Raw genomic sequence first — 12970 nt, forward strand, 5'->3', positions numbered from 1 at the left:
TCAGGCTCCCATGGTCAGCATCGTGTCGAGCATTTCGTTAATCGCGTTGATATATTGGGCGGCGGCCCTGTAACCGGTCTGATACTGGGTCAACAGCAACAATTCTTCGTCGGTGGACACGCCAACGGCGCTATCGCGCATGTTCTGCACCTGGACCAGAGCATCTTGCGCCGTCTCCAGCTCATACGTGTTCTGGTCAACGGCCAGTCCAACCTTGGAGGCGATCTGGCTGTAAAACTCATTGAAGGTGCTGCCGTCAACCACTTCAGCATCCTGCAGGGCAACCATCGCCAGAGTATTGGTGTTGTCTCCGGAGGAGGAAGTTGCTCCTGCCGCGACCTGATCGGTTTGCGTAATGGCCACGGCCAACGTGGCCGCGGCACCGGTCCAGGCTTCGGCATCTGCCGCCGTCGAGGTGCTGTAGCTGAAGAAACTCACTCCGGGATTGCCGTCAAGATCCACCCCGGCCTCGTGGACGGCATTAACCTCGTTGGCCAAGGTGTAGGCCAGACGGTCAAGGCTGTCGCGGACCTGCGGAATCTCGTTATCGCGCACCGACATGAGGCCTTTGATTTCGCCGCCGAAATCATCCAGTCCCAATTCAACGGTGGTCGCGCCCATATCCAGGCTCAGAGTGGTCAAACCATCAACCCGACTGGAACTCATGCTGCTGGCAATGCCGCCTTCGACCAGCGGCAACCCGGAACTGAGCTGCACCGAAACCATGCCGCTGCCACCTTCATAGGTATTGATGCCGACCAGCTCGGAGAGCTCCTGCAACAATTGGTCGCGGTCATCGCGCAAGCCGTTGGCCGAGGTGCCACCGGCTTCGGTTGAGACGATGCGCAGATTGAGGCTGGCAATCTGGTCGGCCATCTGGTTGATGGTGTCCACTTCCGCCGCAATGGAAACATTGATGTTTTCCGTCAATTCATTGAGATCGGCATCCATGGAGGCAAAAGTTTTGGCGATGTTTTTCCCCATCTGGATCACTTCCTGACGTTCAACCGTGCCGGACGGCTCATTGCTCAACGCCTGCCACGCTTCAAAATAGGCATTGATATCCGCAACCAGGTTGTCGTCGGAGATCCCAGCGATTCGTTCCAGTTCTCCTAGCGGCTCGGCCATGGCAGCCTGTTCGCCATAGTCGCCCGACTTGTTAATCAGCTGCTTGGTGACAAACACCGACTCCTGGCGGGCGATGGCCGTGACCACGGCACCGTGACCGACAATAATGCCGTTGTGTTCGAGAGCCGGAGAGCTCGACACCTTCAAGACCTGACGTGAATAGCCTTCGGTGCTGGCATTGGTCAGGTTGTTCCCGGTGACTTCAATCCCTTTCTGACTCACCATCAGGCCGGTCTTGCCGGTATTTAATGCGCCAATCAGTCCAGCCATAACTACACCCTCCCTGACAGTAGAGGCCGCAACCCGTTTTTGGGGCTGACGTGACCATCGCTGCCGTATTGCGGATAACGCGGCTTGAAATAAAAAGAGAGACAGCGCTGCACTCGTGTGCCGGCACTCTCAAACAACCGCGCATTACGTCGATTCTCATGGGCGATCTGCTGTAACAGTTTCAAGCGCTGTGGATTGTCTTCAACGGGCAACTTATTGATATGTGTCAGCAACGACATTTTCTCCTGTAACAGTTGCCTCAGCTCCTCCATATCGAGACGGATGGCGCAATCGCGTTCGCGCTGCAACAATGCTTTCAACTCTTCCAGACGATTATTCAGCTCACAGCCCATGGTCTTATCCTTTTATCCGATTAACGAATCAGGTTGATCACTTCCTGCAGCATCTCGTCCGTCGTGGTAATCACCTTCGAGTTGGCCGAATAACCATTCTGGATCGTGATCATGTCGACAAATTCCTGCGACAGGTCAACATTAGACAGCTCCAGGGAGTTGGTATAAATAATCCCCTGTGACGCACCGGGAGTGCCGATCTGCGGATTACCGGAATAACGACTGGCCGAATAGAGACTGTTCCCTTCTTTGACCAGCCCGCCGGGATTGGTGAAAGTCGCCAGAGTAAGGGTCGCGATATCGCGTGTCTCGCCGTTTGAATAGCTGACACTGACCACCCCGTCACTGTTGATCGAAGTTTCGACAACTTCACCCGCCGCATAGCCATCTTGATCCTGGGAATACACCGTTGATGTACGGCCAAATTGGGTGGTATCAAATTCAATGGCAATGCTCTGGGTTGGATCGGCACCACTGGCCCACATCAACGTGGTTTCATCGAGATCAAAGCCGCTGGTACCAATCAGTTGACCGTCATCATCAAAGGTTAACGTGCCGGTACCGATCACCGTCGACTCTTCACTGCTGGCCACGGACGGATCGAGATCAGCACTGTCGACTACGGTGTTCCATTCCCAGGTCTGGTCGCCGGTTTTGGTAAAATAGGTGGTGGCCAGATGCGTCTCACCCAGGGCATCATAGATCGGTGTCGACGTGGAATAGTTGGAGCTTTCCGAAGGGTCGCTGAGATCAAAACCGCCCGGGATCTCCTCGGTACCAGAGTTGAGGTTGGTCGTAAGCACAATATTGGACGTCTGCAGGGCTGGGACCTGGCTGGTCAGATCGACCTTAATATCCACCGGGTCGCCCCCTCCCGGAGTGCCGTCCGCATCAAACAGTTGGCCTTGAACCCGATAGCCGTCGGCATTGACCAGATAACCACCCGGATCAAAGTGAAATGCACCGTTGCGGGTATACACGACTTCATCAGTCCCTGCAGCGCTAAGCATGAAAAAACCCGCGCCTTCAACGGCCAGATCCGTATCGCTGGAGGTACTCTGAAACGATCCCTGACTGAAATTGCTGCGCACCGTCGTCAATTCGGAACCACGACCAACCTGATTGACACTGGTACCGGTGGTAGAGATCGTTGCTGAAAGCATGTCGGAAAATACTGTTGAGCTTGACTTGTAGCCAATGGTGTTGCTGTTGGAGATATTGTTGCCGGTGACACTCATAGCCTCGGCATTGGTCTGCAATCCACTGATCCCGCTATATAAGGTACTGGTAAGTCCCATGACGTCCTCCCCGGTGCCGTGTGACGGCACGGTGTTAAAATAAGTTAGGCAAAAACCGCACTGTCGATATTGGTAAACACCTGGTCACGCAATCCGGCCTGATCCACAACGGTGACCACTGTCGCCTGAGGCACACTGACCACCAGAGCCGCGCCATCCACCATCACCACGGAGGTGCGACTGCCTTTGTGTTGCAGGGTGATGAGTGCCTCTTCAATCCGTGCGAGTTGCCCCGCGCTAAACTGCACCCCCCGTTTGAGCATCCGTTGGCGGGAATGCGCGGAAAAACGGATCGTGCCGACATCCTTGGCCGCGTGTCTTACTGCCGGCGTTGCCATCAGTTGTTCGCAACCGAATAGATGGAAGACAGCAGGATTTCACCGGCATCGGTACTCAAGACGCTGCCGGAGCCGGTCATGGCCACTTCATCAACCGTGGTTTTGATCAGCGGCAACACATTGTCGATCTCGCCGTCTGAGTTATAGGCTTCAACCGACAAGCTGTATTCCCCTTCAGGAAGAGGATTGCCGTCCATGTCGGTGCCGTCCCAGTCGAGAAAATTGTCTCCGGCACTGAGATCCGAACTGTCGATGGTGGCGACGACGCTTTCGTCTTCATCAAGGATATTGACAGTGACTGAGGTGGCGTCTTCCGGCAGATACATACCGATCTCCACCTGGTCACCGTTGAGATAAAAATTGTCGCTTTGCGCAACCACGGTTTTGCCGAGCATGTCGATACCCGCCAACTGCTGCATATCGGCTGTCGCGGAGATCACGGAATCGAGTTTGTTGTTGGTCATGGTTTGCTGTTCAAGAGAACTGAAGGTCGCTAACTGAGCAATAAACTCAGTGTTGCTTTGCGGTTCCAATGGGTCCTGGTTCTCCAGTTGCGCCACCAGCAACTCGAGAAAATCTGCTTCGCCGAGGGCTTTACTGGACGCGGTAGCATAGGTGGGGCTGCTGGATTGACTGGTTTCTGTTGTCGACGTTACAGACATCGTTCACTCTCCTGCGGGGAAATCTCCCCGCGCCAAAGGGATAAGCTGTGGTTGTCCAACCCATCCCAGGTTGTCCAACCGAAGCAAGCGTCTTACACTCAAGGCACTTACGGTCAAAACTGCGCGCAGGCTTCAGGCACAGCTCTAGTCGCCCCTCCCTGGGCTCCCGATGCCACACTCCAAGGCGTGATCAGGCAAAATAGTTTTCACGAAGCCAATTTCGCGACCATCCGTCTGATATGCCGCGCACTAACACAACAATGACCGATCTGGCTGACAGTGATCTCTCTTCGCTCAAGACAGTTGCCGTGACACACGACCGTGCTGCCCTCTTCTCTTCGAAAGATTGCCGAGCGCTTTATATAGCTGTTTTGTTTGAGTTTTTACCGCTTAAGGATGGGTTTATCCGCTGTTTTGTAGATGCAAAATACACAAGGCTACACAGCAAACAAAAAAAGCGCCGTCCAAAGACAGCGCTTTTAAAATCACAAAGGACTCCACTCCGACGGATACACCGCCAAAGGGATTATGGAGAGAACCGAGGGGGGTTAACCACCGAGCAGGTAACCAACCCCGCGAACGGTTTTCAGCAATTGTGGTCGTGAAGGATCTTCACCGAGCTTATTGCGCAAACGGGAGATATAGATATCCACGGAACGATCCACACCGTTATATTCAAGGCCGAACAGAGCTTCATAAATCTGGTCACGACTCAGAACCGTGCGAGCATGGCGCGCCAGATACCACAACAGGTCAAATTCTTTGGAGGTTAAATCAACACTTTTCCCACCACACGACACTTCACGACGGCCTGAATCCACCTCCAGACTGCCCAAGGTGATGGTGGCGTCTTCACCGGTTTCCGCCAGTTGACGCCGACGCAAGACGGCACGAATTCGGGCACGCAACAATGTGGCACTGATCGGTTTGACAACAAAATCATCCGCGCCCATCTCCAGACCGAGAACCTGAAACATCTCATCGGCATGTTCGGCCAGGACGACCAAGGGCCCTGTATACTGTTCACGTAAAAAACGGCAACTGCTCGCCACATCCAGAGAGGATTCGGCAACATCTATGACAACCAACTCCGGGACCAGTTCCTCACACACCCCGAGAATCTCTTCGGCATTGTGGTACACCGCAGGAGAAAATCCATCCTCACTCAGGCAGGTCACCGTTCCATCGCAATTTTGAGCGTCATCCGTCAATACCAACACCACCCGTTCTGATTCCATCGAAAAAGCCATAACACCATCCCATTCATTCTTTCATAAGGTTATTATTCCAACCCATCCATGGGTGTCGGTCCATCTGCACCAGAGGCACACGCAGCGTCAGTCTCTTCGACGTGTTGATTGTCACACTTTGTTGTTTTTTTGTATCACCACTGATTTTAACTTCTATCAATATCAGCAATCGCCACAAACAACAACAAACCTGCAAAAGAAGTAAACCGGGTGTTGTTTCTTCTCCTGCAGGCTGACAAAATGCAACAATTTAAAGAAAAAAGCGATGATCCGAGCTCAGCGCTCGGCTCATCGTCAAAACGGTTTTATCGGCGACCGCCAAAACCACGACGGGGTCTGGTGTCGTCATAGAACCCGCCTCGGCGCGGTCCCGGCGGCATGATACTCGCCATGATCGACTGGCATTTTTCACGCTGTTCGGCGGTAAGCACCTGCGCCATTTCATCCCGCAACTCTGCCCGCTTGACCAGCAGATCGACTTTCTGCTTCATCACGGCATCAAGCCCCTGACGCAACCCTTCGCCACTAAAGGCCCCGGTCTGGGCTGCAGGCATCATCAATGCCCGTTGCTCAGACCTCAGATCGTATTGCTGCTGAAAAGTGTTACGCAGCTCTTGCTCAAGACTGGAAATTTTTTCAATCTGGGCTGCGTTGAGTTCAAGGGCGACGGTCATCATCGGCAACAGATTCGGGGGGAACATCTGCCCCTGATTACAAGCCATCCTACCCATGCCCATACCTGGGCCCATTCCCATTCCCATGCCGTTCCCCATACCTGTTCCCACACACAGTCCTCTCCCTTTTCCCGCAAATCCCTGTGGTCCGTTCCACGGCCCGGGTTGCGCCCACGCTGCCTGACTGGCGACCAGCATCACTGCTGCACATAACATGACGGTCAATTTTGTTTTCATCATTCACTCCTTAGGTTGGACAGACATCCGGTCTGTCGTGGTTGATGTGAAAACTCTAGCAGCTTCAAGGTAAACCAGAGGTTAAGAGCTGTGTATATCGTGTAAAGTTTTGTTAACACATTGTCTTCGTGACAGGATCTGCTCACGAACACGGCAAACGTGTTTCCATCTCAACACCCGATGAGGCAACGCCACGTTGATAGCGCCCACGGACGTAAAATCAGTCAGTTTTGTCGTCTTTAACGAAAAACAGGCCCTGTCATCTTCAGAGAACAGGGCCTGTTGCAATCGCTTTCGGAACACCAGACAGTACACGAGCAGGCGGTCAGGGAAGGAGGGTTTTCTCTTGAACCTGGGCCTGGGGCCGCCCCCACAGATAGCCCTGGGAATAATCGATCCCCAAATCCACCACCCGCTGCTGCAACTCTTCACTGGCAACATATTCGGCAATGGTGGCAATCCCCAGCTCGCGGGCAAAGTGGACTATGGCTTCGATAATAGTCTGTGCACGATCCGAGTCGTTGAGCTGGCCGATCAGTCCGCCATCGATCTTAAGGAAGTCAACATCGAGTTGGGAGATATGGTCAAAATTGGAATAGCCGGTGCCGAAATCATCGACAGCGACTTTGATGCCGTAAATATGCACCTGATCGATAAACGACTTGATCACCTGATAATTCTCAACCCCTTGAGATTCGATGATCTCAAAAATCAACCGTTCGCGTGCGGTCTTTTTGCGAATATGTTCAATGATGGTCTGGCGGCTTTCGTGATCGACAATATCATCAATCGACAAATTGACCGTACAACCGACATCGTGTTCTTCAATACAGTTCAGAGCCTGGTCGATCATAAACGTGGTCAGATAGCTGGACACCCGTGATTTGCGTGCAGCTTCCATGAAAAAATCCGGCCCGACAATGGTACCGTCACGCTCCACCAGACGAATCAGTGATTCATAGTGACTGATCTTCTGACTATTGTTGTCATAGATCGGTTGGAAATAGGCACAAAACCGGTTGTTTTCCACCCCTTCCTTGATCTTCGAAGTCCACAACAGGTTGGCGTGACTCGACTGACTGCTGTGCAGGTCCGGCGAATAGTGCACATAAGGACGGAAAATCCGCTTGGCTTCTTTGAGAGCCAGGTCGGCCCGCTCCAGCAATTTATGCGGTCCTTGAGCCACTCCAGCCGTCAACGACAGACGAAATTCACTGTCGCCGATGACAAAGCGCTGTTCATTGATGCGCTCCATCAGGTATTCCACCGAGACGCAACGCGGCGAGGTGTCACACATCAGGGCGTACTCATCGCCGGAGATCCGATAGATACGGGTTTGTGACGGCACCAACTTACTCAGGTAATCCCCAACCCGCACCAGCAGTTTATCGCCGATCTGGCCGCCATAAAAATTGTTAATATCCTTGAATCCATCGATATTGACGAGAGTCAATTGGGGAAAGCGGCAACGCAACAGATCACGCTTTAGACACAAACGGTTACCAAGCCCGGTTAATTCATCGGTAAACAACCGACGACTCAGCGGCCAGACAAAGACCAGCGCCACCGGCACACACACCAGCAACAACACCACCCCTTCAATAAGGGCACGATTTAACGATTCCGCCAGCGCCCGATCAACCACAAAGGCATCAACACTCGCAACAGCAAGATAGGTAAAGCCCTGCGAGGTCTGGCAGGGTAGCACAAGGGTGCGGCTATGAGTTGCCGCCTGATCAGCAGCAACATAATGAGGCTGTCCGTCTTCAAATGCAGCGAGAACCGGCTTGGCTAATTGAGGGTAAACTTTGAAATAGTTGGAAAACTCTCCCGACGTCACTTCATGGTCGGTCAAGCTTGATGACGTCAGGTAGACCGTACCGTCGCGACGAACAAGCGTGGCAAGGCTGCACAGACCCAGATCACGACTCAGATGGGTTAAACGATGGGAAAAGAGAGCACTCTGTTCAGTTAGCCCGGGGTCATTGGCGTGCAGATAGCGATCGTGCAACGCATCGCCAACGGAGTAGCGCAGGGCCGTGGCACCATCCAGCAAGCGCTGGTCCACGTGAGCAAGAATCTGACGGGTATTCTCGGTGTAATGGTAATAGCTCAACACCATCAGCGCCAAACTCAACACCACCAGCCCCATACCGAATATTTTCAGTTTAATCATCGTCGCTTACCCTGCCTCGGCGGCATCACTCGTTTTTAAACGTCTCACCTTGGGCACAATCAGCAACCTCAACCCGATTACGTCCATTCTTTTTTGCACGGTACAAGGCCATGTCAGCCCGTGCCACCATCTCACCCTCATCTTCCACCGCAGGATCAAATGTGCTCACACCGATACTGATGGTCACTTGAACATTCACCGGCTGGCCCTGATGCACCTCCTCGAGAAGACTGCGTTCACTCACCCACTGACACAAGCGGCTTCCCAGAGTTTGTGCACCACTCGAATTGGTATAGGGCAGCAACACCATGATCTCCTCACCGCCATAGCGAAAGACCATATCAAAATCGCGCACGCTACCTTTGATCATCTGCGCCAGGGCCAGCAAGACCCGGTCGCCAACCAGATGGCCATAGGTATCGTTAACCTTTTTAAAGAAATCGACGTCGATCAAAAGCACCGACAGATCAAGAGCATAACGGCGGGTTTTATCGGCCTCGCTGCGCAGACACCGATCCATATGGCGGCGATTGTAAATTCCCAGCAGCGGGTCAAGAATGTTTTCGTATTCCAAATGACACAGCCGGGTGACATCATCGGCGGTGCGCGCGGAAAGCAGACAGACAGTCAGGACAAAAATAGCCCCGAAAAAGAAGATCACCGGCACGACAAGATCATGCCATTGCTGTGCCTCGTTCCAAAACAGCAGGGCATAAAGGGCATACCCCGAAAAAAACAGGCACACCAAAACAGAAAGGAACATCCACGCAATACGACATGAGCTATAGGGAAGACGTCTGCGCAACTGATTAACAGGAAACAACGCCAACAGCAGCACCAATGCGCCACCAATCACCAGAAAATTTGCCAACTCCGCCATAAAAACGTGCATCCCGTCACAAAAAACCAATTCTGCCTAATCACCACGTGATATGGCGAGAGCTTTATTGGATTCGCGGTTTTTTAATAAAAAGCAGTGTTTAAAGGTCACAACAGATTGCAGTAATAACATCTGATTTCAGCATGTTAGACAGGAAGCCGTCTCAGCCTGTCTAACAGATAAATTAATCATGCAAGCCATCTGCCAATTAAAAAACGACTGCGATTAAATTAAACTCACTATCCCACCATCCGATCCTGACCTCCCCTAAATCCCTTCCTAACATTGCGGCGGTATTACGGAAGCGTCTAAACCATTCTTATGCAAAAAAACGCAAACATTAAAACACGGCAAAGGATCTCAACATGGCCATACTATCGGGCTTCAAACTGCTTTTCCGCTCTTTGTCCAGACTGGCTATCGGCTGGCGACTGACTGCCGGCTTTGCGGCCGTCTTACTGCTGGTTGTCATCATGAGCAGTGCCACGATCTACTCCATCAGCGATATTGAGCAAGCCAACGCACACGTTAACAACGCCCTGGATTCAGCAACCAGCATCCAACAACAGACCGGCCAGATCAACCACTGGCTCAACCAACTGGAACGGTGTGAATCTGATGTCAAAAACAGCCTGTTGAGTATGGAAGAATCCTTCCTGCGCAACAAAGATGAAGTACACTTGTTCGGCGACCAACAAGACCCCCTTAAACTCTGGTTATCCAGCCGGGAACGTGTCGAGCTGACCAAACAATTCCCCCAGACAACGGACCTCATCAACACCCTGGAACAACTTCAGACGCAGATCGAAACCAACGCACAAAAGATCAGCGAAACCTGGCAGCCCCGCCATGAAGGTCTCACGCAGGAGCTGAACAAACTGAAACGCACCCAGATTTACTGGGCGCTTAAAATCACCAACATGATTTTCGTACAAAGTTCCATCGGCGAACTGCTTTTTGAAGAACTCGAAGACACGCCACTCGAAGAGTTTCGTAACGGCACAATCTACCAACGCTATGCCGAACAATTCCCTCCGCTCAAACAGGCCGTGCAAAATGCCAGCGATGAAAATGAGCAATTACGTCAATCCAGTTTTGCTTTGGACTCGTTGATCATGGATGGCAAATGGGAAAAAGTGCGCACCATGTACCGCGATGAATTCCCATCGCGGATTAAATCCATGGCTGTCGACCTTGACTTTGCCCTGCAGATGGAAAACCGGATCCTTTATCAGCAGGACGATGCCATCGCCCTGCTCAACAACAAACTGAAACCAAGCACCGCCCACCTGTCGCAAACCGTCAACCAACTGCGTCAGATTCTTCAAAAAGCCATGAACCAGGTCAGTCAGATGGACAGCGCCAGCAGTCAGAATGTTCTGAACGCACGCCATCAGGTAACCACCCAGATCAGCAACACCAAGCAGCGCATCATTCTGACCTCGCTGGTCATCCTCTTTATCGGCACTCTGGCGGCATGGTGGATCACCCGCTCCATTGTTTCACCGCTGCGCGATACCATGTCGATGATCAAAGAACTCGAAGCGGGACGGTTGAGCAAACGACTCGACTTTTCCCGTCAGGATGAAATCGGTGAAATGGCTGCCAGCCTTAATGCCTTTGCCGATCACCTTGAACAAGAGATCATGACCGCCTTCAATCAGCTCGCCGACGGCAACTTTACATTTGAAACCAAAGGGCTGATCCAGGATCCTCTCAACAACGTCAATCGCGCCCTGAACGAATTGCTCCTCGAAATTCGCAGCATGGGTGAGCATATCCAGACCGGCTCAAGGCAGATTGCCGATTCAAGCCAGCAGCTTTCGCTGGGAGCCACCTCTCAGGCCAGCTCGGTGGAAGAGATCACGCGCTCCATGTCGAGCATCAGCCAACAGACCCGCCGCAATGCCGACAATGCCCAACAGGCACGCGGTTTGTCAGAACGCACCCGCAACTCGGCGGAGCAAGGCAATGAACACATAGAGCAGATGCTTATTGCCATTGAAGAGATCAACCAATCCGGTGTCAACGTCTCCAAGATCATTAAAGTGATCGATGAGATCGCCTTTCAGACCAACTTGCTGGCCCTCAACGCCGCCGTTGAAGCGGCGCGTGCCGGTCAGCACGGCAAAGGCTTTGCCGTTGTCGCCGAGGAGGTGCGCAATCTGGCGGCACGCAGTGCCAAGGCGGCCTCCGAAACCACGTTACTCATCCAGGGCTCCACACAAAAAGCCGAGCGCGGCGTCACGATCGCCCATCAGACCGCCGATGCCCTATCAGAGATCGTCACCGAAACCGCCGAGGTTTCCGAACTGATCCGAAAAATTGCCGCCGCCTCGACAGAACAGGCCCAAGACATTGAGCACATCACCGCCGGACTGGCCAAAATCGATACTGTTGCCCAGCAAAACACCAGCCTGGCCGAACAGAGCGCCAGTGCCTCGGCGCAACTGTCCGAACAGGCTGAGCGGATGCACCAGAGGCTAGAACAGTTCTCCCTCTATGCTGCTCCCGCAGAACTTCCGGGACCGAAAACGCAGAGGAGTTCCCACATGCCGGCAATCAGGACAACAAAACCAAAGTCGCTGGAGGGGTTGAAAAAAAGATCGTGCTAGGGGGAGCTCAATCAAAAGAATAAGCAATTGAGGTAAAGAGGGATTTTGAACCGAACACAATGAGTAGAGGAGAAACAACAGCGATAGCGCGTCTGTGTCAGACTCACGTTTAACGTCTCACTGAATGACCAGAGGCCCACTTAAAACATGGCGGGAGAATGTCCCGCCATGCACTCCGGTTTCAGCCATAAACAGCAGAAAAAACAAAAAACCGATTAAAAGTTGAAGAACAACGACGCACTCAGACTGGTACGGTCGTAAAAGCGTCCTTCGACACGAATACCGCCATCCAACGGCAGCAGAGCCACCTCAACACCGGCAAAGACCTGCGCCACATGATCTTCTTCCATATCAACGCTGGAGTCTTTTTCGTTAAAGCTCACCGCCGCATCCATCCCTTCGATAAAATAACTGCCCGAGAGACGTTCTTCGGATTTGGTATCATCGAGAAAACTGGCCATGGCTCCGGCATAGCCGGTAATACGAGCGCTGGAGCACGGCTGCCACTCATAACCGAGCTGCACACCAAAACCATACTCAAGGTATGCTTCATCGCGCTGCCACGTCTCATCAAGGTAGCTCGCCCCATTGGTCACGACATAATGCTCCTTATACTCAATCCCGGTTGTCCACGTCATTCGACCAAACGCACTGGTATAGAAACCGCCTTGCTCAAAAAGCACCATGTGCGCGCCGAGGCCAAACATGGGGGCAATATCTTCGGAACCATCCGAATCCGTGCCACCGACCTCAAGACTCACCCCCCAGAACGGTTGCGGATTAAAGGTCACGCGCGCCACCAGGCGGTTTTCCTCCTGCGGGAACGCAAAGCTGCCGCTGCCAAAGCTATATCCCTGTTGGATATCCCGCTCATACTCTTCGTAATACACCTCGGCGCGCATCTGTTTATCACTCGGGGCCAGGATACCGACATCCATGGCGTGCCCCACTGAGGTGACAAACAGCAGGCCGACAGCAGCAGTACAGAGGATCGATTTCAATTTCATAATGGCAGTCCTTTCTTTCCAGTTAATTTAAAAAAGTACATTTATTTCAAGATATTACATAAACAATCTATTTAGCAACCAT

General features: G+C 52.6%; 11 protein-coding genes. 1 reads left to right on the forward strand and 10 read right to left on the reverse strand.

What is annotated here, in order from left to right:
- The 9 genes from flgK to DACE_RS02415 all read right to left on the reverse strand — a co-directional run bounded on the left by flgK (position 1) and on the right by DACE_RS02415 (position 9266).
- Positions 1–1398 (reverse strand): flagellar hook-associated protein FlgK, encoded by a 1398-nt coding sequence (flgK, locus tag DACE_RS02375; protein WP_005998028.1) that lies wholly within the window; start codon positions 1396–1398, stop codon positions 1–3.
- 2 nt (positions 1399–1400) lie between these two features.
- A complete protein-coding gene (locus tag DACE_RS02380; RefSeq protein WP_005998029.1) occupies positions 1401–1751 on the reverse strand; it encodes a flagellar protein FlgN in 351 nt (116 codons plus the stop codon).
- A gap of 20 nt (positions 1752–1771) precedes the next feature.
- Positions 1772–3049, reverse strand: a complete 1278-nt coding sequence (locus DACE_RS02385) for a flagellar hook protein FlgE (RefSeq protein ID WP_005998030.1) — start codon at positions 3047–3049, stop codon at positions 1772–1774.
- Positions 3050–3093: 44 nt separating this feature from the next.
- The gene (locus DACE_RS02390) at positions 3094–3387 is read right to left on the reverse strand and encodes a TIGR02530 family flagellar biosynthesis protein (protein ID WP_005998031.1); all 294 of its coding nucleotides are present in this window, start codon (positions 3385–3387) and stop codon (positions 3094–3096) included.
- A complete protein-coding gene (locus DACE_RS02395) occupies positions 3387–4049 on the reverse strand; it encodes a flagellar hook assembly protein FlgD (protein WP_005998032.1) in 663 nt (220 codons plus the stop codon). The genes DACE_RS02390 and DACE_RS02395 overlap by 1 nt, the downstream gene beginning before the upstream one ends.
- A 548-nt stretch (positions 4050–4597) precedes the next feature.
- Complete coding sequence (locus DACE_RS02400; RefSeq protein ID WP_005998033.1) at positions 4598–5299, reverse strand: response regulator transcription factor; 702 nt, start codon at positions 5297–5299, stop codon at positions 4598–4600.
- 305 nt (positions 5300–5604) lie between these two features.
- On the reverse strand, positions 5605–6213 hold the full coding sequence (locus tag DACE_RS02405; protein WP_155808966.1) for a Spy/CpxP family protein refolding chaperone: 609 nt from the start codon (positions 6211–6213) through the stop codon (positions 5605–5607).
- 322 nt (positions 6214–6535) lie between these two features.
- Positions 6536–8386: an EAL domain-containing protein gene (locus DACE_RS02410; RefSeq protein WP_005998035.1), complete on the reverse strand. Its 1851-nt coding sequence runs from the start codon at positions 8384–8386 to the stop codon at positions 6536–6538.
- A 25-nt stretch (positions 8387–8411) separates the two neighbouring features.
- A complete protein-coding gene (locus DACE_RS02415) occupies positions 8412–9266 on the reverse strand; it encodes a GGDEF domain-containing protein (protein WP_005998036.1) in 855 nt (284 codons plus the stop codon).
- A gap of 365 nt (positions 9267–9631) precedes the next feature.
- On the opposite strand from DACE_RS02415, the gene DACE_RS16960 reads away from it, so the two are divergent.
- Positions 9632–11881 carry a methyl-accepting chemotaxis protein gene (locus DACE_RS16960; RefSeq protein ID WP_005998038.1) on the forward strand — a complete coding sequence of 750 codons (2250 nt, stop codon included), beginning with the start codon at positions 9632–9634 and terminating at the stop codon, positions 11879–11881.
- A gap of 215 nt (positions 11882–12096) precedes the next feature.
- Here DACE_RS16960 and DACE_RS02425 read toward each other — a convergent pair whose 3' ends face one another.
- Positions 12097–12888, reverse strand: a complete 792-nt coding sequence (locus DACE_RS02425) for a hypothetical protein (protein WP_005998039.1) — start codon at positions 12886–12888, stop codon at positions 12097–12099.
- Positions 12889–12970: the final 82 nt, after the last annotated feature.

Origin of the sequence: Desulfuromonas acetoxidans DSM 684 (assembly GCF_000167355.1) — a bacterium.
In the GTDB taxonomy this organism is placed as follows: Bacteria; Desulfobacterota; Desulfuromonadia; order Desulfuromonadales; family Desulfuromonadaceae; genus Desulfuromonas; species Desulfuromonas acetoxidans.